The 24,090-nt window shown below is 59.3% G+C and carries 16 protein-coding genes; 10 read left to right on the top strand and 6 right to left on the bottom strand.

What is annotated here, in order from left to right; translation table 11 throughout:
- Window positions 1–49 precede the first annotated feature (49 nt).
- Entirely contained in the window at window positions 50–4,291 is a 4,242-nt protein-coding gene (gene rpoC / locus ACR0JA_RS13835; protein ID WP_480575690.1) for a DNA-directed RNA polymerase subunit beta', read from the top strand.
- A gap of 178 nt (window positions 4,292–4,469) precedes the next feature.
- Here rpoC and ACR0JA_RS13830 read toward each other — a convergent pair whose 3' ends face one another.
- Window positions 4,470–5,234 (bottom strand): caspase family protein, encoded by a 765-nt coding sequence (locus tag ACR0JA_RS13830; RefSeq protein ID WP_480575687.1) that lies wholly within the window; start codon window positions 5,232–5,234, stop codon window positions 4,470–4,472.
- Between the two features lie 527 nt (window positions 5,235–5,761).
- On the opposite strand from ACR0JA_RS13830, the gene ACR0JA_RS13825 reads away from it, so the two are divergent.
- Window positions 5,762–6,631: a DMT family transporter gene (locus ACR0JA_RS13825; RefSeq protein WP_480575684.1), complete on the top strand. Its 870-nt coding sequence runs from the start codon at window positions 5,762–5,764 to the stop codon at window positions 6,629–6,631.
- Here the strand turns inward: ACR0JA_RS13825 and ACR0JA_RS13820 are convergent.
- Window positions 6,616–7,422 carry a putative rhamnosyl transferase gene (locus ACR0JA_RS13820; protein WP_480575681.1) on the bottom strand — a complete coding sequence of 269 codons (807 nt, stop codon included), beginning with the start codon at window positions 7,420–7,422 and terminating at the stop codon, window positions 6,616–6,618. The two genes, ACR0JA_RS13825 and ACR0JA_RS13820, sit on opposite strands and share 16 nt — an antisense overlap.
- A 397-nt stretch (window positions 7,423–7,819) precedes the next feature.
- On the opposite strand from ACR0JA_RS13820, the gene rpsL reads away from it, so the two are divergent.
- The 4 genes from rpsL to tuf are packed head-to-tail and all read left to right on the top strand — an operon-like array spanning window position 7,820 to window position 12,049.
- Window positions 7,820–8,191, top strand: coding sequence for a 30S ribosomal protein S12 (gene rpsL / locus ACR0JA_RS13815; RefSeq protein WP_005621086.1), 372 nt, complete (start codon window positions 7,820–7,822; stop codon window positions 8,189–8,191).
- A gap of 15 nt (window positions 8,192–8,206) precedes the next feature.
- Window positions 8,207–8,677: a 30S ribosomal protein S7 gene (gene rpsG, locus ACR0JA_RS13810; protein WP_170446863.1), complete on the top strand. Its 471-nt coding sequence runs from the start codon at window positions 8,207–8,209 to the stop codon at window positions 8,675–8,677.
- 18 nt (window positions 8,678–8,695) lie between these two features.
- Window positions 8,696–10,813, top strand: a complete 2,118-nt coding sequence (gene fusA / locus ACR0JA_RS13805) for an elongation factor G (protein ID WP_480575678.1) — start codon at window positions 8,696–8,698, stop codon at window positions 10,811–10,813.
- Window positions 10,814–10,873: 60 nt separating this feature from the next.
- Window positions 10,874–12,049, top strand: coding sequence for an elongation factor Tu (gene tuf, locus ACR0JA_RS13800; protein ID WP_480575288.1), 1,176 nt, complete (start codon window positions 10,874–10,876; stop codon window positions 12,047–12,049).
- An 82-nt stretch (window positions 12,050–12,131) separates the two neighbouring features.
- Here tuf and ACR0JA_RS13795 read toward each other — a convergent pair whose 3' ends face one another.
- On the bottom strand, window positions 12,132–13,106 hold the full coding sequence (locus ACR0JA_RS13795; RefSeq protein WP_480575675.1) for a LysR family transcriptional regulator: 975 nt from the start codon (window positions 13,104–13,106) through the stop codon (window positions 12,132–12,134).
- Between the two features lie 69 nt (window positions 13,107–13,175).
- Between ACR0JA_RS13795 and ACR0JA_RS13790 the strand changes: the two genes are divergently transcribed.
- Genes ACR0JA_RS13790 through ACR0JA_RS13775 form a run of 4 tightly spaced genes read left to right on the top strand, consistent with a single transcriptional unit; the run spans window position 13,176 to window position 20,768 of the window.
- A complete protein-coding gene (locus ACR0JA_RS13790; protein WP_480575672.1) occupies window positions 13,176–14,705 on the top strand; it encodes a trimethylamine methyltransferase family protein in 1,530 nt (509 codons plus the stop codon).
- The gene (locus ACR0JA_RS13785; protein WP_480575669.1) at window positions 14,705–17,080 is read left to right on the top strand and encodes a GcvT family protein; all 2,376 of its coding nucleotides are present in this window, start codon (window positions 14,705–14,707) and stop codon (window positions 17,078–17,080) included. Before ACR0JA_RS13790 ends, ACR0JA_RS13785 begins: the two co-directional genes overlap by 1 nt.
- Window positions 17,077–19,455: a GcvT family protein gene (locus ACR0JA_RS13780; protein ID WP_480575666.1), complete on the top strand. Its 2,379-nt coding sequence runs from the start codon at window positions 17,077–17,079 to the stop codon at window positions 19,453–19,455. The genes ACR0JA_RS13785 and ACR0JA_RS13780 overlap by 4 nt, the downstream gene beginning before the upstream one ends.
- Window positions 19,452–20,768, top strand: coding sequence for an aspartate aminotransferase family protein (locus ACR0JA_RS13775; protein WP_480575663.1), 1,317 nt, complete (start codon window positions 19,452–19,454; stop codon window positions 20,766–20,768). Before ACR0JA_RS13780 ends, ACR0JA_RS13775 begins: the two co-directional genes overlap by 4 nt.
- A gap of 574 nt (window positions 20,769–21,342) precedes the next feature.
- On the opposite strand, the gene ACR0JA_RS13770 is transcribed toward ACR0JA_RS13775, so the two are convergent.
- The 3 genes from ACR0JA_RS13770 to ACR0JA_RS13760 all read right to left on the bottom strand — a co-directional run bounded on the left by ACR0JA_RS13770 (window position 21,343) and on the right by ACR0JA_RS13760 (window position 24,086).
- Window positions 21,343–22,218: a glycosyltransferase family A protein gene (locus ACR0JA_RS13770; protein ID WP_480575661.1), complete on the bottom strand. Its 876-nt coding sequence runs from the start codon at window positions 22,216–22,218 to the stop codon at window positions 21,343–21,345.
- Between the two features lie 192 nt (window positions 22,219–22,410).
- Window positions 22,411–23,250 carry a class II fructose-bisphosphate aldolase gene (locus ACR0JA_RS13765; RefSeq protein ID WP_480575658.1) on the bottom strand — a complete coding sequence of 280 codons (840 nt, stop codon included), beginning with the start codon at window positions 23,248–23,250 and terminating at the stop codon, window positions 22,411–22,413.
- Window positions 23,247–24,086 carry a 5-deoxy-glucuronate isomerase gene (locus ACR0JA_RS13760; protein ID WP_480575655.1) on the bottom strand — a complete coding sequence of 280 codons (840 nt, stop codon included), beginning with the start codon at window positions 24,084–24,086 and terminating at the stop codon, window positions 23,247–23,249. Before ACR0JA_RS13760 ends, ACR0JA_RS13765 begins: the two co-directional genes overlap by 4 nt.
- Window positions 24,087–24,090: the final 4 nt, after the last annotated feature.

Here is a 24,090-nt window from a genome sequence, read left to right as displayed (position 1 = left end):
GGTGCTGCCCTTTCTCCCGTCCCCCCTTCCGCAAGATTTGAGGTAACAAATGAACCAGGAAATCACCAACAACCCGTTCAACCCGCTGACGCCCCCGAAGGTTTTCGACGAGATCAAGGTCTCGCTGGCGTCGCCCGAGCGGATTCTGTCTTGGTCCTATGGCGAGATCAAGAAACCCGAAACCATCAACTACCGGACGTTCAAGCCCGAGCGTGACGGTCTGTTCTGCGCGCGTATCTTTGGCCCGATCAAAGATTACGAATGTCTGTGCGGCAAATATAAGCGGATGAAGTATCGCGGCGTTGTCTGCGAAAAGTGTGGCGTGGAAGTCACCCTGCAGAAAGTCCGCCGCGAGCGTATGGGCCATATCGAACTGGCCGCGCCTGTTGCGCATATCTGGTTCCTGAAATCGCTGCCGTCCCGCATCGGTCTGATGCTGGACATGACGCTGCGCGATCTGGAACGCGTGCTGTACTTTGAAAACTATGTCGTTATCGAGCCCGGTCTGACCGACCTGACCTACGGCCAGATGCTGACCGAAGAAGAGTACATGGACGCGCAGGATGCTTATGGCATGGACGCGTTCACTGCGAACATCGGTGCTGAAGCCATCCGTGAGATGCTGGCACAGATCGATCTGGAAGCCGAAGCCGAGCAGCTGCGCGCTGATCTGGCCGAAGCAACAGGCGAGCTGAAGCCCAAGAAGATCATCAAGCGTCTGAAAGTTGTTGAATCCTTCCTCGAGTCGGGCAACCGGCCTGAGTGGATGGTCATGACCGTGATCCCGGTCATTCCGCCAGAACTGCGTCCGCTGGTTCCGCTGGATGGTGGTCGTTTTGCGACTTCGGATCTGAACGATCTGTATCGCCGCGTCATCAACCGGAACAACCGTCTGAAGCGTCTGATCGAACTGCGCGCACCTGACATCATCGTCCGCAACGAAAAGCGGATGTTGCAGGAATCCGTTGACGCTCTGTTCGACAACGGCCGTCGTGGCCGCGTGATCACCGGTGCCAACAAGCGCCCGCTGAAATCGCTGTCGGACATGCTGAAGGGTAAGCAAGGCCGCTTCCGTCAGAACCTTCTGGGGAAACGCGTCGACTTCTCGGGCCGTTCGGTCATCGTGACCGGTCCGGAACTCAAGCTGCACCAGTGTGGTTTGCCCAAGAAGATGGCGCTGGAACTGTTCAAGCCGTTCATCTACTCGCGCCTTGAAGCCAAGGGTCTGTCTTCGACCGTGAAACAGGCGAAGAAACTGGTCGAGAAAGAGCGCCCCGAAGTGTGGGATATCCTCGACGAGGTGATCCGCGAACACCCTGTCATGCTGAACCGTGCGCCGACACTGCACCGTCTTGGGATTCAGGCGTTCGAACCGGTTCTGATCGAAGGTAAGGCGATTCAGCTGCACCCGCTGGTCTGTTCGGCCTTTAACGCTGACTTCGACGGTGACCAGATGGCCGTTCACGTCCCGCTGAGCCTTGAAGCGCAGCTGGAAGCCCGTGTTCTGATGATGTCGACGAACAACGTTCTGTCGCCTGCAAACGGCGCTCCGATCATCGTTCCGTCGCAGGATATGATCCTGGGTCTGTACTATGTGACCCTGGAACGCGAAGGCATGCCCGGCGAAGGCAAGGTCTTTGGTTCGATCGAAGAAGTTCAGCACGCGCTGGACGCCGGTGAAGTGCATTTGCACACCAAGATCACCGCGCGGATCACGCAGATCGACGACGAAGGCAACGAAGTTCAGAAGCGTTATGAAACCACTCCGGGCCGTCTGCGTCTGGGTGCCTTGCTGCCGATGAACAACAAGGCGCCGTTCGAGCTGGTCAACCGCCTGCTGCGGAAGAAAGAAGTGCAGCAGGTCATCGACACCGTCTACCGCTATTGCGGCCAGAAAGAGTCGGTCATCTTCTGCGACCAGATCATGTCGATGGGCTTCAAAGAGGCGTTCAAGGCGGGCATCTCGTTCGGCAAGGACGACATGGTCATTCCAGATGACAAGTGGGGCATCGTCGATGACACCCGCCGTCAGGTGAAAGACTTTGAACAACAGTACATGGACGGCCTGATCACCCAGGGTGAAAAGTACAACAAAGTTGTCGATGCCTGGTCGAAGTGTAACGACCGCGTCACCGAAGCCATGATGTCGACGATTTCGTCGTCGGATCGGGCAGAGGACGGGTCTGAGCAGGAACCGAACTCGGTCTACATGATGGCCCACTCGGGCGCGCGTGGCTCGGTCACTCAGATGAAACAGCTGGGCGGAATGCGCGGCCTGATGGCCAAGCCGAACGGTGACATCATCGAGACGCCGATCATCTCGAACTTTAAAGAAGGTCTGACGGTTCTCGAGTACTTCAACTCGACCCACGGTGCCCGTAAGGGTCTGTCGGATACCGCTCTGAAGACGGCGAACTCGGGTTACCTGACCCGCCGTCTGGTGGACGTGGCGCAGGACTGCATCGTTCGTGAGATCGACTGTGGCACCGAGCGTGCGATCACTGCCGAAGCTGCCGTAAACGACGGTGAGGTTGTCGCCTCGCTGGCCGAACGTGTGCTGGGTCGTGTGGCCGCAGACGATGTACTGCGTCCGGGTACAGATGAGGTGATCGTCGCAGCCGGTCAGCTGATCGACGAACGCATGGCGGACACCATTGATGAGGCCGGTGTTGCGTCGATGCGCATCCGCTCGCCTCTGACCTGTGAGTCCGAGGAAGGTGTTTGTGCAACCTGCTACGGTCGTGACCTTGCACGCGGTACCATGGTGAACACAGGTGAGGCTGTCGGCATCATTGCTGCGCAGTCCATCGGTGAACCCGGTACACAGCTGACGATGCGGACCTTCCACATCGGTGGTGTTGCGCAAGGTGGTCAGCAGTCGTTCCAGGAAGCCAGCCAGGAAGGTGTCGTTTCCTTCGAGAACCCGCAGATTCTGGTCAATGCCGCAGGCGAAAGCCTGGTCATGGGTCGGAACATGAAGCTGGTGATCAAGGACGAGCATGGTGAAGAGCGTGCCAGCCACAAGCTGGGCTATGGCTCCAAGCTGTTCGTCAAGGACGGCACCAAGGTGGCCCGTGGCGACAAGCTGTTCGAATGGGATCCCTACACCCTGCCGATCATCGCCGAGAAAGCCGGTACCGCGAAATATGTCGATCTGGTCTCGGGCCTCGCCGTCCGGGATGAAACCGACGATGCAACCGGTATGACCCAGAAGATCGTGATCGACTGGCGCGCCGCGCCCAAAGGCAGCGACCTCAAGCCCGAGATCATTCTGGTCGGTGAAGATGGCGAGCCGGTCCGCAACGATGCGGGCAACCCGGTTCACTATCCGATGTCGGTTGATGCCATCCTGTCGGTCGAAGATGGTCAGACCATCGAAGCCGGTGACGTTGTTGCACGTATCCCGCGTGAAGGTGCCAAGACCAAGGACATCACCGGTGGTCTGCCACGTGTGGCCGAACTGTTCGAAGCCCGTCGTCCGAAAGATCACGCGATCATCGCCGAAGCCGATGGTTACGTGCGCTTTGGCCGCGACTACAAGAACAAGCGCCGCATCAGCATCGAACCGGCTGACGAGTCCATGGAGACCATCGAGTACATGGTTCCCAAGGGCAAGCACATCCCGGTCGCCGAAGGGGACTTCATCCAGAAGGGTGAATACCTGATGGACGGTAACCCGGCTCCGCATGACATCCTGTCCATCATGGGTGTCGAAGCGCTGGCGGATTACATGATTGACGAAGTGCAGGACGTGTACCGTCTGCAGGGCGTGAAGATCAACGACAAGCACATCGAGGTTATCGTGCGCCAGATGCTGCAGAAGTGGGAGATCCTGGATTCAGGCGACACCACCCTGCTGAAAGGCGAGCATGTCGACAAGCAAGAGTTCGACGCGGCCAACGAGAAGACCCTCGAGCGTGGCGGACGTCCGGCTCAGGGCGAGCCGATCCTCTTGGGGATCACCAAAGCCTCGCTGCAGACGCGTTCGTTCATCTCGGCAGCGTCGTTCCAGGAAACCACCCGCGTTCTGACCGAGGCTTCGGTTCAGGGTAAGAAGGACAAGCTGGTGGGCCTGAAAGAGAACGTCATCGTCGGCCGTCTGATTCCGGCCGGTACCGGCGGAGCCACGCAGGCTGTGCGTCAGGTCGCCCAGTCGCGCGACAACGTCGTGATCGAAGCCCGCCGGGAAGAGGCCGAAGCCGCCGCTGCCCTGGCCGCGCCGATGATCGACGACGACATGGTCGGTGACGAGCTTGACGTTCTGGTGGAAACCCCGGAAAGCCGCGAATAAAATCGCACCAAACCCAAAGAACAGGCCCCGCAAATTCGCGGGGCCTTTTTTTGTGGACGAGCTTCAAATGAGGATTTGCTGCGGAGCGTTGTCCAACCCTGATGAATTCAATGGGCCCAAATTGCTCGCTGCTACACTCGTTAGCCCGTCAACGAGGCTGCTATCAGGCTGACCCCTGTCAATTCATTGCAGGGTCCTTCATGCCAATCCTTATGTTCAGCGACGACCGCGCCCACGGGGACTGGACGCCATTTGTTTCGCTGATCACATCTGATCGCACCTGCTCGAACATTTGCTCCAGCGACAGGCCAGAGGCCGCAATCGTGCGCGCGATCGCCGCTGTGTAGGGGCTGTTGCTTCCAGTCCCATCCAGTGCAACTTCGCCGGGTCCTGTTGCGTAGGCGATCAGGTTGTTCGGGCGTGCCGTCATACGCGCAAGCCCGTCGCCCACATCGACGATCACGTCTGACTGACTGTCAAATGGATTGTCGCGGCAAGCGTCCAAGATCATGACGCTAACTGCCTGTGGCGTGTGAATGCGATCCAATATCCATTCCGCTGGAACTGCTTCACCCGCAATGTCAGCCTCGGCCCGAATATTTACGCCTAGCGGAAGAAGATAGTTGAATTCGTCACTACGCACACCATGACCTGCGAAGTAAAACACAGCCAGCGCCTCAGAGCCCGCTGCGCGGACCTCGCTGGCAAAAGTCTCAACTTCTCGCATCATTTCTGCGCGGTTCGCATCTGTCAGCGTCGTGACTGAAAAGCCAGCACCTTGCAGTTCAGCGCTGATCAAGCGCGCATCGTTTACCGGATTGTCGAGCGCTGGGACACTGGTGTACCCGGCATTCCCAATTACCAAAGCAAACCGTTCATGCGCAGTTGACGGTCCGGCTAGCAGGGCGGCTAGGATGGAAAGTGGTGCAAAAATACGTGTCAATTGTGTCTCCAAAAATCTCAACCCCTAGGCGCTTACTGACCCCCATGCTTGACGCTGTGTCCGCGACCTGTTGTGGGGCCGTTCAATCATGACAAGCAGTAAAACCAACTAGCATCCAAAGTATGAATGTAAATGGCAGCAATCTTGGCTGAGCAGCCACTGATTTGGCGTCCGGATGCCAATTCCCGCGTGCCTATTGTCTTGCCTATGTTGTTTTCCGAGCAGCCTCGGTCCTTTCTCGTTGCTGTCTTTATCAACCGCGTACCGCGAGTTGCGTTTTCAGTCCCCGCCGTTTGAGCCGACGACGCTTCGGTAAGCCTTAGCTTTGTTACGGCGAATGCCCATTTTCGGCACCTCCAAAACGATACCTGCGATGGGTCCACCACGAAGCATTGGAACTTGAGTCGGGTTGGTGTCTGAGGGCGACCAAGGCCGGTTGTCCGACGCCCGGCCTTTTGCTTCATTGACAAACCGCACGGCTTTCGGGCCAATGGCATGATGTTGGTTTAAGTCTGTGCAGGTGGGTTATGACACCTAATATGCGCGGGGCATTCTTGATGATGGGGAGCATGGCGGCATTTACCGTCAATGATGCGCTTGTCAAAATTGTCGGTCAGAATATGCCCCTGTTTCAATTGGTAGCCATGCGTGGGGCGTTGGCCACTTGCCTGATTTACCTTCTGGCCCGGCATCTGGGTGCGCTTCATCTGAATTTTTCGCGTCATGACAAGTGGTTGATCGCGTGGCGATGTCTGGCGGAACTTTCTGCAACTTTCTTTTTCCTGACCGCGCTGATGCATATGCCTTTGGCGAATGTCACCGCTGTGCTGCAGGTGCTGCCCTTGACCGTGACGCTGGGCGCAGCCTTGTTTTTTGGTGAGCACATCGGCTGGCGACGGATGTTGGCGATCGGAATGGGGTTCGCGGGTATGTTGCTGATCGTCAGGCCCGGTCCGGACGGGTTCAGCATATTTGCGATTTACGCCCTGGTTGCGGTTGTTTCAGTCACGGTCCGCGATCTGATCACCCGCCGCATGTCGCCCGAGGTGCCATCCATGGTGGTGACGCTGGCCACATCCTTTTCGATCACCGTGACCGCTGCTGTAGCATCTGTGTCCGAAGGTTGGGTGCCGGTCCCGGCGATGTCTGGCCTGATGTTGGGTTCCGCCGCCGTGTTCGTGCTGATGGGCTATGTGTTCAGCGTCATGGTTATGCGCGTAGGAGAGGTCGGCTTTGTCGCTCCGTTCCGATACTCCAGCCTGATCTGGGCGCTGGCGCTGGGGTGGCTTGTATTCGGCGACTGGCCGGATTCGGTTACGATGACAGGCGCGGCGCTGGTCGTTGGTGCAGGGCTATTCACGCTCTTCCGCGAGCGGGCGGTTCAAACGTCGGAATAGATCTGGCGGATCGCTTCGGCGTCAATCCCAAACCGTTCGGCAAATACGGCCCTCTGGTCGCGGGTCAGTGCCTTGAGTGTCTGCTTGCCTTTGCGGGCTTTGGGAGAGTCGTTGAAACCGTTCAGCGTACGTACCCACATCGGTGCGTCCGGGTAGGTGACAACCGGCATGAACCGCCCCATCCGCTGGTGCGCGAAGTTCATGATCGTCAGGTCACATCCGGCAGCCACATACATGCCCAACCCAGCGGTGATCAGAGGTCGGAATAGAGGTGCCGCGCTGACATCACCGGCCTTGATCTCGGCCAGATAGCCGTGGTTGAAGTCAATCGCGACCGTCTCGTTTGCGTTGGCCAGCCCTGCGCAATCGTCCACAGCCGTTCGCAGCCTTTCAACAAAATCCACCGCAACGCCGTCGTCATCGTCCAGTCGGAATTGCAGGCAGGGGCGGGCGTGATCGTGGCGGGCCTTGTTCAGAACGGACTTCATCACCGCGCGGTGTTCACCCGGCGCTTGGGTCATGATCCGGACCTGAGGCGTTCCTGCGATCAGATCGTTCAACCGGTCATTCGCGTCTTTCGGCAGGCAATCCCCGATTACGATGACGAAATCGAAAGCGCCGTCCGATTGCGCGCGCAAACCGGGCAGCGTGATGGTTTCAAAAAGCCGGAAACGTTCCTCCAGCCGTTCGGTCGCATAGAGGTAGCGGCGGCGATCCTCGATCGTGTCGTGCTCGACCTGAAAGCCTCCGATGGCTGGGTAGGAAAAGCGGCACAGGCCGATGACTTGCATGGTGCATCCGTTGCGTTTCGTGGTCCGCAGACTATGCCCGCGTGAGGGATGGGCCGCAACGCGCGCAAACCCTGGAAATGACGTGCGAGGGCTGATAACACAGCGTAATTCGGCCGGCAGAGCACATTTGGGGCTGTGCTGTTGACACTTGGGCCGACTCCCCCTATACGCGCGTCATCTCGGTGCCGGGGGCCGCCCCAAAACCGATTCCAGTAATGAACTGGTCAAGGCCCGGACAATTTTGCAGTTCGCGCCCTCTGATAACCAACCGCGACGTTCACCTCGGAATGGGAGCGCTCGTGGGTTTTGCGCTTGTGGACGCATGAGCGCAGCGAAGTTTAACCGCACGCAACCCGCGTGCATGTCATGTGTGTTGCAAAACGGGGAAGAAACCGGAATGCCAACTATTCAACAGCTGATCCGCAAACCGCGGCAGCCCAAAGTAAAACGCTCGAAGTCCATGCACCTGGAGCAGTGCCCGCAGAAACGTGGCGTCTGCACCCGCGTGTATACCACCACACCGAAAAAGCCGAACTCGGCTATGCGTAAGGTTGCCAAGGTGCGCCTGACCAACGGGTTCGAGGTCATCTCGTACATCCCCGGTGAAAGCCACAACCTGCAGGAACACTCGGTTGTTCTGATCCGTGGCGGCCGTGTGAAAGACCTTCCCGGTGTGCGTTACCACATCCTGCGCGGTGTTCTGGATACTCAGGGCGTCAAAGACCGTAAGCAACGCCGTTCGAAATACGGCGCGAAGCGTCCCAAGTAAGAAGGAGAGGCTGATATGTCACGTCGTCACGCCGCCGAAAAACGCGAAGTCCTGCCTGACGCCAAATTTGGCGACAAGGTACTGACCAAATTCATGAACAACCTGATGATCGACGGCAAGAAGTCGGTCGCAGAGCGCATCGTTTACAACGCGTTTGACCGCGTTGAGACCAAGATCAAGCGCGCTCCTGTCGAAGTGTTCCACGAAGCGCTCGACAACATCAAACCGTCGGTCGAGGTTCGCTCGCGCCGGGTTGGTGGTGCAACCTATCAGGTTCCGGTCGAAGTCCGCCCCGAGCGCCGCGAAGCTCTGGCCATCCGCTGGCTGATCACCGCTGCCCGTGGCCGCAACGAAAACACCATGGAAGAGCGCCTTGCAGGCGAGCTGCTGGACGCCGTTCAGTCCCGCGGTACTGCCGTCAAGAAACGCGAAGACACCCACAAGATGGCCGAGGCGAACAAAGCCTTCAGCCATTATCGTTGGTAATCCCAGAGGCTTAGACACATGTCACGCGAATATCCTCTCGAACTATACCGTAACTTCGGTATCATGGCGCATATCGATGCAGGTAAGACCACCTGCTCGGAGCGTATCCTGTATTACACTGGTAAATCCCACAACATCGGTGAGGTGCACGATGGTGCAGCCACCATGGACTGGATGGAGCAGGAGCAGGAACGCGGCATCACCATCACTTCGGCTGCGACCACCACCTTCTGGGAACGCACCGAAGACGGTCAGACCGCCGATACCCCCAAGCACCGCCTGAACATCATCGACACCCCCGGCCACGTTGACTTCACCATCGAAGTCGAACGCTCGCTGGCGGTTCTCGACGGTGCCGTCTGCGTTCTGGACGCAAACGCCGGTGTTGAGCCTCAGACCGAAACCGTGTGGCGTCAGGCTGACCGCTACAAGGTTCCGCGTATGGTTTTCGTCAACAAGATGGACAAGATCGGCGCAGACTTCTTCAACTGCGTCAACATGATCGAAGACCGCACTGGCGCACGCGCTGTTCCGGTTGGCATTCCGATCGGCGCCGAGTCCGAGCTGGAAGGTCTGATCGACCTGGTCACCATGGAAGAGTGGCTGTGGCAGGGCGAAGATCTGGGCGCAAGCTGGATCAAAGCTCCGATCCGCGACAGCCTGAAAGACATGGCTGACGAATGGCGCGGCAAGATGATCGAAGCGGCCGTCGAAATGGACGACGACGCGATGATGGAATACCTGGAAGGCAATGAGCCCGACGTTCCGACCCTGCGCGCCCTGCTGCGCAAAGGTACTCTGGAGATCGCGTTCGTTCCGGTTCTGGGTGGGTCTGCGTTCAAGAACAAAGGCGTTCAGCCGCTGCTCAACGCTGTGATCGACTATCTGCCCAGCCCGCTGGACGTTGTTGATTACATGGGCTTCAAACCCGGCGACGAGGAAGAAGTTCGCGACATCGCACGTCGTGCAGACGACGACATGGCCTTCTCGGGTCTGGCGTTCAAAATCATGAACGACCCCTTCGTTGGCTCGCTGACCTTCACCCGGATCTACTCGGGCACCATGAACAAGGGTGACTCGATCCTGAACTCGACCAAAGGTAAAAAAGAGCGCATCGGTCGTATGATGATGATGCACTCGAACAACCGGGAAGAGATCGAAGAAGCGTTTGCAGGCGACATCATCGCGCTGGCGGGTCTGAAAGACACGACCACCGGTGACACCCTGTGTGACGCGAAGGATCCGGTGGTTCTGGAAACCATGACCTTCCCCGATCCGGTGATCGAGATCGCGGTTGAGCCCAAAACCAAGGGCGACCAAGAGAAGATGTCCCAGGGTCTGGCCCGTCTGGCCGCCGAAGACCCGTCCTTCCGTGTGGAAACCGACCTGGAATCGGGTCAGACCATCATGAAGGGCATGGGCGAACTTCACCTGGACATCCTGGTTGACCGCCTGAAGCGCGAGTTCAAGGTTGAAGCGAACATCGGTGCACCGCAGGTGGCCTATCGCGAAACCATCTCGATGCCGGTTGAACACACCTACACCCACAAGAAACAGTCGGGTGGTTCGGGTCAGTTCGCGGAAGTTAAGCTGGAGATCCAGCCGACCGAAGCGGGCGAGGGCTATTCGTTCGAAAGCCGCATCGTTGGTGGTGCCGTTCCGAAGGAATACATCCCCGGTGTTGAAAAAGGCATCAATTCGGTCATGGATAGCGGCCCGCTGGCTGGCTTCCCCGTGATCGACTTCAAGGTTGCCCTGCTGGACGGTAAGTTCCACGACGTTGACTCGAGCGTTCTGGCGTTCGAAATCGCATCGCGGATGTGCATGCGCGAAGGCATGCGCAAAGCTGGCGCGAAGCTGCTGGAACCGATCATGAAGGTCGAAGTGATCACCCCGGAAGAATATACCGGCGGTATCATCGGCGACCTGACCTCGCGTCGTGGCCAGGTGTCTGGTCAGGAACCGCGCGGCAACGCGATCGCGATTGACGCGTTCGTTCCGCTGGCGAACATGTTCGGCTACATCAACACCCTGCGTTCGATGTCGTCGGGCCGTGCCCAGTTCACCATGCAGTTCGACCACTACGATCCGGTTCCGCAGAACATCTCGGACGAGATCCAGGCGAAATACGCATAAGCGAAGATTTGAGGGAGCTCGATTAGCGGGCTCCCTTCATTACCGACAAAGGAGGCCATCATGGCAAAGGAAAAGTTTGAGCGTACAAAACCGCACGTCAACATCGGCACGATTGGCCACGTTGACCACGGCAAGACGACGCTGACCGCAGCAATCACCAAGTATTTTGGTGACTTCAAAGCGTATGACCAGATTGACGGTGCGCCGGAAGAGAAAGCGCGCGGCATCACCATCTCGACCGCCCACGTGGAATACGAGACCGACAACCGCCACTACGCGCACGTCGACTGCCCCGGCCACGCCGACTACGTCAAGAACATGATCACCGGTGCGGCGCAGATGGACGGCGCGATCCTGGTTGTGAACGCTGCTGACGGCCCGATGCCGCAGACGCGTGAGCACATCCTGCTGGGCCGCCAGGTTGGCATCCCGAAGATGGTCGTGTTCCTGAACAAAGTGGATCAGGTTGACGACGAAGAGCTGCTGGAACTGGTTGAGATGGAAGTTCGCGAACTGCTGTCCAGCTACGAATACCCCGGCGACGATATTCCGATCATCGCAGGATCGGCTCTGGCCGCGATGGAAGGCAACAACCCGGAAATCGGCGAAGAGAAGATCAAGGAACTGATGGCGGCTGTTGATGACTACATCGACACCCCCGAGCGTGCTGTTGACCAGCCGTTCCTGATGCCGATCGAAGACGTGTTCTCGATCTCGGGCCGTGGTACCGTTGTGACCGGCCGTGTCGAGCGTGGCGTGATCAACGTTGGCGACGAGATCGAAATCGTCGGCATCCGCGACACCAGCAAAACCACCTGCACCGGTGTTGAGATGTTCCGCAAGCTGCTGGACCGCGGTGAAGCAGGCGACAACATCGGCGCCCTGCTGCGTGGTGTGGATCGTGACGGCGTTGAGCGTGGCCAGGTTCTGTGTAAGCCGGGTTCGGTGACCCCGCACACCAAGTTCGAAGCCGAAGCCTATATCCTGACCAAGGAAGAAGGCGGTCGTCACACCCCGTTCTTCGCGAACTACCGTCCGCAGTTCTACTTCCGTACGACGGACGTGACCGGCACCGTGACCCTGGCCGAAGGCACCGAGATGGTCATGCCCGGCGACAACGTGTCGTTCGGCGTTGAGCTGATCGCGCCGATCGCGATGGAAAACGGCCTGCGTTTCGCGATCCGCGAAGGCGGCCGCACCGTCGGCGCCGGCGTTGTGTCGAAAATCATCGAATAATTCGCACCCGCGAATGATGCGACAGAAAGGGCACCCCAATGGGTGCCCTTTTTTTGTTGCATGGCGTCTTGGCTGTGGCGGATCAGAGAAGATCGACACTGGCCGAGCCAACAGGTCCCACGAAGGCTTCTATGCGATTGTTCAGGGTGTCTTTGGCCAGACGGGCCACGCTTTTGGGCAGGCTCTGCAACTCACCCTCGCGCGCCACAACTGTCAGGGTTCTGGAAAGCCCGGCAATCGGCAATTGCGTCAATTTGAGGTGCATGTTCTCGACCAAGCCGTCGATCAGCAGGGTTGGCGTTAGCAGGCTGAACCCTTGCCCCGCCGCCACGCAAGATGTCACCATGCTGGAACGATCAGCCTGAATGACCTTTTCCGGTTCGAACCTGAGGCGGCGCAGATGCTGGGCAATCTGGCGCCCTGCATTTGTCGTATCGCCAAATCGGACAAGCGGCAGTCGCTCCTGAATTGCGTCGAGGCTGGTGGTGGGGCCATCGAAACCCAGCGGCAGGACCAGCAGGTATTTTTCGGTCAGGATGTGGTGACGTTCTAGACCATCCATGTCGAGAAACGGGTTCGACGTGATGGCGAGATCCGCCTGTTTGGTGCGCAGCAGGTGTTCGTGATTTCCGCTTTGCCCGGCATGCAAGGTGATGTCTTCGACCCCAAATTTGGTCTGCGCCAGTTCGATTAAGGGTGGCGTCAGTGTCGTCGCGACCGAGGCTTGAATGCCGACCCGCAGCAGCGACAGGGACTTCTGCCCCACATGGCGAAGTTCGGTCTCCATATCCGACAGGGCATCAAGAATCTTTTGCGCTTTTCCATGCAATCGCGCGCCAGCATAGGTCAGCTTTGCCGGACGCGAACCGCGATCGAGAAGCACAGCGCCAAAGGCTTTTTCAAGTGACGCGATATGCTGGGACGCTGCGGGTTGCGATATGTTCAGCATTTTCGCGCCGGATCGCATTTGACCGGTTTCTGCGACCGCGACAAAGACCTCTAACGAGCGAATGAGGCCGGGGGACAGGGTTCGGCTGTCGAGCACGGGATGATCCATAGTATAATTTTCGATTATACTAATCGAATTTTCTTGGTGTGCGTCAAGTCCCGTTGCAAGACTTTGCCCATGACACGGACCCGTACCCAGAGGCGACGCAAAGGCGTTGCGGATCGCATCGCCAGCGAGCCTCGGGCGCCGTTCATCCTGCGCAAACTGTCCACCTTCAACGTACTCAGCCAGGCCGGGCTCGAGCAGATCGAGGCAAATGCAGACACCATCCTAGCCGAGACGGGGATGGAGTTTCCTGACGACCCGGAGATACTCGGCATCTTTGCGCGCGCGGGATGCGATGTGGACGGCACCCGTATCCGCTTTGCTCCAGGGTTCTGTCGAAAGACGATTACAGCGACCGCCCCGGCGCAGTTCACCCAGCACGCGCGTAATCCGGCGAATAACGTGCAGCTTGGCGGAGATGCTTCGGTCTTGTGTCCGGCCTGGGGACCGCCGTTTGTTCATGATCTGGATCGTGGACGGCGGTACGCGTCCTACGCCGATTTCACGGATCTGGTAAAGCTGCACCATACGTTGCCGTGGTTGCACCATTCGGGCGGAGTGGTGTGCGAACCGGTCGACCTGCCCGCGAACAAACGGCATCTGGACATGTTGTATGCCCATATCCGCCATTCGGACCGCGCTTTTATGGGGGCCTTTATCGGCGCCGAGCGCGCGGGGCATGCCATCGATATGGCGCGTATCCTATTTGGTGCCGAGTTCGTGGCCAGCAATCCGGTGCTGTATTGCGTGTCCAACACCAACGCCCCCTTGGTGATGGACAGCCACATGTCTGGCGCGCTCAAGACTTATGCGCGGGCAGGTCAGCCGGTTGCCTGCACGCCCTGGGTTCTGACCGGAGCCATGTCACCGGCCACGGTCGCAGGCACCTTGGCGCAGGTTCTGGCCGAGACCATGGCTGCGATGACTTTGACTCAGTTGGTCAACCCCGGCGCACCCTGTCTGATGGGCAGTTTTGCCTCGACCATGTCGATGAAATCCGGCGCGCCGACCTTTGGAACGCCTGAGGCCGGGTTGATGGTTCTGGCGGCAGGTCAACTGGCCCGCAGATTGGGGGTGCCGCTGCATACGGTCGGTACGCTCAGCGCATCGAAACTGCCGGATGCGCAATGCCAGCAAGAGGCGGCATGGGGCTTGTTGATGTCCATGTTCGCGGGGGCCAATCTGATCAACCACGCCACCGGATGGCTTGAGGGCGGTCTGGTGACCTCGTTCGAAAAAACCATCATCGACCACGATCTGTGCGGCAAGGTGGGCCGGTTCTTCGATGGCATCGACATGAGCGAGAACGCACAGGCCATGGAGGCGATTGCAAGCACCGGACCGGGGCAGCACTTTCTTGGGTCCGAGCATACACAGGCCAACTTCATGTCTGCGCTGTTCCGGCCCTGGACCCCCGATGACAACTCGTTCGAGCAATGGCACGCGGGCGGAGCGCAGGACGCGGCCCAAAGGGCGCAGGCGATCTGGAAACAGCAACTGGCGGATTATCAGGACCCTGGCCTTGACCCCGACATTGATGCAGCCCTTCAGGACTACATCGCGCAACGCAAATCCGAAAAGCCGGATCAGGACTATTTCTGATGGCGCGAATTCTCATCATCGGCGGCGGTGCCATCGGGCTGAGCCTAGCCTACCACCTTGCCAAGCGCGGCGCAGACGACGTGACGCTGCTAGAGCGCAATCAGTTGACCTCGGGCACCTCGTGGCATGCGGCTGGCATCGTCGGGCCGCTCAGGGCGACGCCGAATATGACCCGCCTTGCCTCAGCCGCGCTAGAGGTCTTTCCGCAGCTTGAGGCAGAAACGGGCATGTCCACCGGGTACAAGCGTACCGGCGGCTATTGGCTGGCGCGCGAAACTGCCCGACTGGACGAGTTGCATCGCATTGCGGATCTGGGCGCAACGCAGGGCCTGACACCCAAGGTCATCGCCGCCGGGGATGTGCCTGTATCCATGCTGGATCTAAGCTCGCATGTCGGCGCGTTGCATGTGCCCGAAGATGCCAACGTCAATCCTGTTGATCTGTGCATGGCCTACGCGCGCGGGGCCAGGGATCGTGGGGTCACGCTTAGGGAAGGCGTTCAGGTCGAGCGCATCCTGACCCGGGGCAACCGTGTTAGCGGCGTGTCGCTTGCCGATGGCACGGTGATCGAGGCCGATCAGGTTGTCATCACAACCGGTGCGTGGTCGCGCGAACTGGCGGCGACCGCAGGTGTCGCGCTGCCCTTGCAGGCAGTCGAGCATATGTATGTGGTCACTGAACCAATTCCCGACTTGCCTGACCCGTTTCCCTTCATCCGTGACCTGGATCGGGGTATCTATATCAAGGGGGATGCAGGCAAGCTGGTCATTGGCGGGTTCGAGCCCAACGCAAAATGCTGGGACCCCTATGGCCCCGAAGGCAATCGCGCCTTTCTTGAGATGGCAGAGGATTGGGACCAGTTCGCCCCCTTCATGGAGGCGGCGCTGGCGCTTTGCCCCGCGCTCGAAACAGTTGGCATCCAGCATTTTATGAATGGCCCCGAAAGCTTTACTGCAGACACACGCCCACTGGTCGGAGAGACGGTTGTCGACGGGCTTTTTGTAGCGGCAGGGATGAACTCCGTTGGCATCATGTCGTCGGCCGGGATCGGCCGTGCGCTGGCGGATTGGATGCGGGATGGCACGCCGCCGATGGACATGTGGGAGGTCGATGTGGCCCGTGTTGATCCTGCAACCGCAGCGCCCCGCCACATGGCTGCGCGCATGAACGAGGCCGTAGCCGACCTTTTTGCGTTGCATTGGCCGTATAAACAGCCCGGCGCAGGGCGGGGTCTACGAACCTCGGCGCTGCATGGGCAGTGGGCAAAGCTGGGCGCGCAATTCGGCCAGACCGCCGGGTGGGAGAGGGGCCTTTGGTACGGCGACGAATATGCCTATTCGGTGGCCGCTCAGAGGTGGTGGCCGAATGCGCAGGCCGAGGCAGCGGTTATGGCCGATGGCACGGCCCTGATTGACCTGAGCCCATTTACCAAGATCGACATTCGCGGGGAGGGGGCCTGCGCCGCGTTGAACCGGATTTGCACGGCACAGCTGGATATCCCTGACGGGCGCGCCATCTACACGCAAGTACTGAACCCTGACGCCGGGATCGAGATGGACGTCACCATTTCCCGGCTTGGCCCGCAGCACTTCCACCTCACGTCCGGGGCGGCCACGCGGGCCCGTGATCTGGCGTATTTGCGCCGCCATTTGCCCGGAACCTTGCACCTTGGCGACGTGACCGAAGACTATTGTACCGTAGGCGTCATGGGGGCTGGCGCGGCAAGCACGCTGTCCAGAGCGTTCCCGGCGACGTCTTGGTCCGCTGTTCCTTTGGGGCGTGTTCAAACTCTGACACACGGCCAAAACGACATTCGCGCCACGCGCATCAGTTTTGTTGGCGAATATGGTTGGGAACTGACAATCCCCAACGCGGTCGCACCCGAGGTTTTTGCAATGCTCTGTGCAACCGGTGCGCGCCCGCTGGGTCACTTTGCACTGGACGGGTGCCGCATCGAAAAAGGGTTCCGGCACTGGGGGCACGATATTGGCCCAAAGATTACCCCGATCGAGGCCGGGCTTGGCTTCACCATCGATTGGAGCAAGGAATTTGTCGGCAAAGACGCCCTTGCCAGAAAACGGGACCACGGCGTCCAACAACGCCTGATCCTGTTGCAAGTCGAAGGCGACCCCCTGCTGTTGCATGATGAGCCGGTTTTCGAAGTCGAGACGCACATCGGTTACACTACCTCGGGCGCGCGCGGCCCGCGCACCGGGCTGAACTTGTGTTTTGCACTTGTCTCGACCCGGTTGGGTGAGACCCTGGACGAAACCTGCGAACGAAAATTCACAATCCGCGTTGCCGGGCAGGATTATGCGGCACATCCGCTGCGCCGCGCGCCCTATGACCCCAAGAACGAAAGGATGCGCAAATGACGCAAGTGCAGGTCGTCATCATCGGCGGCGGGGCCATGGGCGTGTCGCTGATGTACCACCTGACCAAGGCGGGATGGTCCGACGTTCTTTTGGTGGAAAAGAACGACCTGACACATGGCTCGACCTGGCACGCAGCTGGTTTGTGTACGCATTTCGCCCATAGCCCGACCATTCAGGAACTCCGCGCAGCGTCGGTGCGCCTCTATCGGGACATTCTGCCGGAAGAGACCGGTCGGGATTGTGGCTTTCATCGCTCAGGCGCCATGCGGATCACGCGCAACCCGGACCGGATGGACGAATTCCGTCATGTGGCCGGGCTGTCTGAATTCACCGGCTACCCGCTGGAGATCCTGACACCCCAGCGCATTGCTGAGTTGCATCCGCTGGCCAGGTTAGACGGGTTGATTGGCGGCATCTACGAGCCTGACGACGGCCATGTGGATCCCACACTTGCAACTCAGGCGATGGCCGAAGTCGCCCGCCGGTACGGCGCGCAGGTCTGGCGCAACTGCCCGGTCGTGGGCCTCCGCCGCGATGGCGCGCACTGGGTGGTCGAGACGCCGAAAGGTGAAGTGACGACCACGCACATCGTGAACGCAGCCGGGACATGGGGATGGGAGATTGGGAAGATGATGGGGCTAAACATCCCCTCGGTCCCGGTGCTGCACCAATACCTGGTGACGGACACGGTTGGCGCGGTGAATGAGCGCATTGCTCAAGGTCTGCCGGAACTGCCCATCATCCGCGACCCGGAAGAGAGCTGGTACGTTCGGCAGGAACGCGATGGATTGATCCTGGGTCCCTATGAAAAAGAGGCGCAGGTCTGGTCTGTCGATGGTGTGCCGCCCGAGTTTGGGGCCGATCTGATGCCGCCCGATCTGGACCGGGTCGAACATATCATCATGGCCGCCATGGAGCGTATCCCAGCGCTGGAAACCGGTGGCGTAAAATCCGTGATCAACGGTCCGATCACCTTCACTCCTGATGCGAACCCGCTGATTGGTCCGGCGCATGGGTTCGAAAACGCCTGGCTTTTGACCGGGTCCTCGATGGGCGTGATGGAAGGCGGGGGCGCGGGCTGGTTTCTGTCCCATTGGATGACCCACGGTGCGCCACCGATGGACGCGCTGGCAGTCGATAGCCGACGCTTTGGCGCTTGGGCGGATCGAGGCTATCGCGTCGAAAAAGCCATCGAATGTTTCGGTCTGCAATTCGGTGTGCATTACCCGCACGAGGAACGCCCCGCCGGGCGCGGCCTGCGCTTTTCTCCGCTGCATGATCTGATGATCGAGCGCGGCGCGGTCATGGGTGCCGCGCACGGTTGGGAACGCCCCAACTGGTTTGCGGACGGCCCGGACACAACGGGGGATGAAACCTTCCGCCGGGCCAACTGGTTCGACCGCGTCGCAGCCGAAGTCGATGCGGCGACAAACCGTGTCGCCCTGGCCGATCTGTCGGTGTTTTCAAAGTTCGAGGTGACCGGCCCGGACGTCACCGCGTTTCTCGAAAACCTTGGCGCGAACCGCGCACCGGGGCCGGGCCGGGTTGGTTTGACCCACGCTTTGACGCCAGCGGGTGGGGTTTTGTCGGAATTCACTGTCACCCGTCTGTCGCCCGAGCGGGCCTACATGAATTCCGCCACTGCGGCCGAGGAGATTGACCTCGACCTGCTACGTCGATGTGCGGCGGGTTTTGACGTTGAGATTGCGAATGTCACCGAGGACTATGCGGTCATTGGTGTGATGGGCCCGAAAGCACCCGAGGTATTGCCCAGCCTGTCTGACATGGGTTGGCTAACGACCCGCGACGCGGAAATTGCCGGTACTGCCGTCCGTGCGCTGCGCGTCTCATATATCGGTGAGGCTGGGTGGGAGTTGCATGTACCGGCACGCGACGCTGCCCAACTGTTCAGGTTTTTGGAAGATTGCGCGCGCCCGTTTGGGCTCGGCTACTATGGGGCCTATGCTGCCAATTCGATGCGGCTGGAAAAAGCCTATCGTGGATGGGGCAGCGACCTGACCACCGAACGCAGCCCGTTAGAGGCCGGGTTGACCGCCTTTGTCCGTCCCGAGCTGCGGCAGGGTCTTGTCCGTGAAAATGCGTGGGACATGGTTCTTCTCGAGATCGATGCCGGCGAGGTCGACCCGTTCTATGCCCATACGGTATGGCAATCGCACAAAGCTGTCGGGATCGTCACCTCTGGGGCCTATGGTCATCGGACCGGCAAGGTATTGGCTTGGGCCTATTTGCGCGACCCCACGGCGCGCGACCCGCTGACCGTATCAATACTGGGCGAGATGCGCCGCGCGACCATCCTGCCAGAGCCACCATTCGACCCCGACAACACGCGTATGAAACCCGGAGCCTCCACATGACCGAGCATCCTCTGCACACCGATTGGAACTTTGACAGCACCGCTGCGCGTCGAGACCAGTTTTATGCCGCCTCGCTGACCCGGTTCACTCCGTTCAGAGAGCCGATCGTGTTCCAAAAGGGCCGGGGGCAATATCTGTGGGACAGCGACGGGCAGCAATACACGGATTTGTTGGGTATGAACGTCTGCATCTCGGTCGGGCATTCGCACCCGCGCGTGGTCGAAGCCGCGATTGCGCAGGCGCAGGAGCTGACTCATTGCACAACGATGTTCTACCATCCGACGCCCGCCCATCTGGCTGAAGAGCTGGCGGCGACGATGCCAAAAGGTCATGACTGGGTGGTGCACCTGACCAATTCGGGGTCCGAAGCGGTTGATCTCGCCATGACCATGGCGCGCACCTATACCGGTAATCTGGACCTGCTGGCTCTGCGCACTGCCTATCACGGTCCAACAGCTGCGGCGCAGTCGATCACCGGCATATCGGGCTGGCGCCATCCGGGTATGCCCGGGAATGTCGCCTTCGTCGCCGAACCGAACCAGTATCGCGGGATATTTGGCGCCGGCACCCAGCCCTATCTCGACGAAATTGACCGCACGATTGCCTCGGCAACGTCCGGCAAGGTCGCTGGAATGTTCGTCGAAAGCGTTCAGGGCTATGGCGGCATCATCGAAATGCCGCCCGGCTATATGTCCGGCGCTGCGGACCGTGTTCGCGCAGCCGGGGGTCTCTATATCGCGGACGAAGTGCAATCGGGGTTTGGTCGCACCGGTGCCAACTTCTGGGGGTTCGAGGCAGACGGCGTTGTGCCCGACATCGTTGTGATGGCCAAAGGGTTGGGGAATGGCTTTCCAATCGGTGCCGTGGTCGCCAGAAAACATATTGCCGAGCCCATGGCCGAAAAGTTCATGTTCCATACCTATGGGGCAAACCCGACCTCAGCCGCAGCAGCCCGCGCCGTTTTGGCTGTGATGCGGGACGAGGGTTTGCAACAGAACGCGCAAACCGTCGGTGCAGCGCTGCTCGAGCGTTTGCATGATCTGAAAGACAAGTACGAAGCGATCGGCGATGTGCGCGGCAAGGGTCTGATGCTGGCCATCGAGTTCGTCAGCGACCGCGACGCCAAGACACCGGACAAGGATACAACCACTGAGGTGTTCGAATCCTGCCGAGCGCAAGGGATCATCCTGTCGAAATCCGGACCGTTCCAGTCCTGTCTGCGCATGGTGCCACCCTTGTGTCTGACGCTTGAAGATGTCGATCAGGTCGCAACGGGTCTGGATCGGGCGCTTCAGGACGCTTCGGGTACATAGCGGACGAATCGCCTCGGCTCGGGCCTGATGGTGTTAGGGCAGTAAGGAATCTGGCGCGGATCCGGATCAGCCCCCCCTGTCCGAGCTATCTCTGGGCGGAGGGGAGCGCCGCACCACGGGATACAATTCTTCCGTGATCGTTTCACCATTTCATGCACTTACCCCCCATTTTTAGCGGGGAGATTTTGGCGGGTTTTTGTGCTACACTATTGGCGGCTGCCGAGCGCTGGCAGCAGGGGAGAAATCCACTGTCTCACAAATGATCGAGAGTGAAAGGTGGTGCGAGGGGCTGGACGAGGGGGTCTTAGCCAGCCCCTCTCTCTCAAGGGGGTACACGGACCTGAGAAAGTGTTCCGTTAAAGCCAAGATAGCGAATCTCATCACATCACGTAATTGGGGCTTTCCCGTAGCGTCTGAAAAAACCGTGTCGACAGACCTCGGTCAATTCGCTGTACTTGGCGCCTTAGGTAGGATTGATCCCATAATTCAACTGACTTTGGGTGCAATGAGTTGCGTGCGCGGCAGACTTTGGTCCTGCGTGCGCGTCTAGCGGTTTGCAATAGAAGCGGCTTGGCTATGCAAGGCCAAATTCGGCAAGCACGTGCTGCGCCTCGCGTTCGGGTAACGCGAATTCGTCTATGTATCTGATTTTGTAGGGCATACGCCCTTTTGTTTCCTGAATATTCTCACCATGACCAACCACGTAGACCATGGCGTTGAATGGTACGGGGCTCAGGCGCATCAGTTCTTCCTGATTGGCGGAAAGGATAAGCGTGTGATTGACCTCGGGCATGGCGACGTTCGCGCTGTTTTCGCCGCCGCAACGGTATCGCCACGCGACACAGGAGCCGCATGTCGACCCGAAGTCGCGCATTTTGGACAGGCGGGGCGGGAATTTGGCCAGATTCCGGCCCGTGATCCGGTGAAACAGGTCGTTTACGCGTCTGGGAATCAGCGCCATCCCCAACGGGCCTTCCTGCGCACGTATCGCTTCTTTTGACGCGCGGTTCAGCGGTGCGATCCTGTGCGAGGTGGTGTCGAACATATAACCACGATCCAGCAGATACCCTTCGGGCGCACGTGTATCGATCATGTGCCCTACAAGCGCTGGATGGACAAAATCGTCCGCATCCAGTTTGAACAGATAGATGTCACCTGATTGCGTTTCATTGCAATGCTGCGTGATCGCCCTGCGTTTTTGGTGGTTGTCGTTGCCTTCGACTTGTTCGTGGAATGGCAAGAACAGAACCCGGTCATCGAAGTCGATCCCGTCGGGTTGGGATTGGCAGCAGATGATGGCTTTCCAGTTTGGATTGGTCTGTCTGCGCAGGGTGTCGATTGTGCGGTCGAGATTGGCGCAGACCTGCGTCCAGTTTCGCGCCCTGTCGCGCGAGATCAGGGGGATTGAAAAGATCACAGTCGGAGTGCCCGAGACTGGTTCTTTCGTCATGGTGGTACGCCACGGTTCAATTTTTGATTTACAACGGACCCGTTGTTTGGCGGTCAGGGGCATTGAGCGGTCTTTTCTGCACAGTGGGTCGGGAAAACATATCCGTGTCGTGCCATGCATTGGCAGCGCGGCTCGACTGGACCCTATTGGGCTGCGATTGACTTTTCAAGCCGGTGCGCCGGGCGGCTGACCCTAGGCGCGTCCCGAGGCTCCCAAACCCTGAATGACGGTGCGGGCAGCGGCTTCAACCGGGTCATGGGTGTCCTTCAGGATCGTCACGCGATCAAAACGATCTGGATCGGCCAAAACCGCCTGCCTGAGCGCTGCACCAAAGGCCATTCGCAGTTCGGTACCGATATTGAACTTGCAGATCTTCGAATGAGCCGACAATTCGCCGCGCTGGGTCAGCGGCACGCCTGACCCACCATGGATGACCAGCGGGATGTCCGTCTTTGCCTCGATGGCGCGGATGCGGTCTACGTCCAGACCACCTTCTTTGTTTTGTTGCAGGTGCACGTTGCCGACCGATATGGCCATCGCATCGACGCCGCTTTCGCGGGCAAATTTGGCGGCCTCGTCCGGATCGGTGCCAGCGGACGCTTTACCTCCGGAATAGCCAACAAAGCCGATCTCACCTTCGCAGGAGATACCGGCCTCGGCCGCGATCTGCGCGACGGTGGCGGTTTCCTCGATATTCTGCTGCAGGGGCTTTTGCGACCCGTCATACATGAGCGAGGTAAAGCCCGCATCCCGCGCCTCGCGGCATTCATCCAGCGTGTAGCCGTGATCCAGATGCGCGACCACCGGCACGTCGACAGATGCGGCCAGGTTGCGGAACATTGCCCCCAGAACCGGCAGCGGCGTATGCGCCCGGCAGGATGGACCGGCCTGCAGGATAACGGGTGCGCGTTCAGCCTGTGCAGCCATCGCAAAGGCGCGCATGTCCTCCCAACCCAGACAAACCAATCCGGGAACGGCATAGCCTCCGGCCATCGCGGGCCGAAGAACCTCAGAAAGTGTCGCCAATGTCATTTGAACTTGGCCACCATGTCCATGATGCCGGGGATGGTGTGCAATTGCTCGGCATGAGTGGGCTGGAAATACTGTTTCAGACTGCGCTGGCTTTGCCCGCCTAGGATCGTGAAATAGTACATTTCATATCCCGGCAGAACGCAGCAGGGGTGATAGCCCTTGTCGATCAGGATCGTTGAACCATCGACGATGTGATAGGCATCCCCCGGCTCGTTATCGACCCGTTGAAGCATCTGCAGCCCCGAGCCGTAGTTCGGCTTGAACCGGAAGTTGTAGCATTCGTCGTGACGGCTTTCTTCGGGTAAACGGTCCGTGTCGTGTTTGTGACTGGGAAAGCCGGACCATCCGCCCGCACCGACTGTGAACAACTCGCTAACCAACAGACGTCCGACGCGATCATGATGCGCCGCGCCAAGGATATGCTTGATCTTGCGGTGGGTTTTGGTGTCGTCAGAGCCGTATTGGACAAGGTCCAACTCGGCCTGTCGCACAGCGAAGGGTGTGAGCGTTTCGGCAAACTTTGCCCCGGCGATGAACACCTCGGTATCAGTTCGCGCGGTGATCCGCGCACCGGTGTCAGTGGGAACATAGACCCCTTCGGGTTCGCCATCCCAGACATCGGCACCCCGGTTGCCAATGTCGGCATAGGTTTCACCCGCCGTTTCCACGGTGACCGTGCCCGTCGCGGGAACAATGCAGGTTTCATACCCCGCGACGCGATAGTCGAAATGCTCTCCGGCTTTCAGTTTGACGATGTTGAAATAGACCAGCGGAACATGTGCGTCATCCACGTCAACGATAGGGGCCTGCTGGTTGTCGAAGGGGGCTATATGCATGGGG

It is taken from the genome of Ruegeria sp. AM4 (assembly GCF_056540665.1).
Note: the sequence above shows the minus strand (reverse complement) of the source record. Positions and strands in the feature narration are given on the sequence as shown.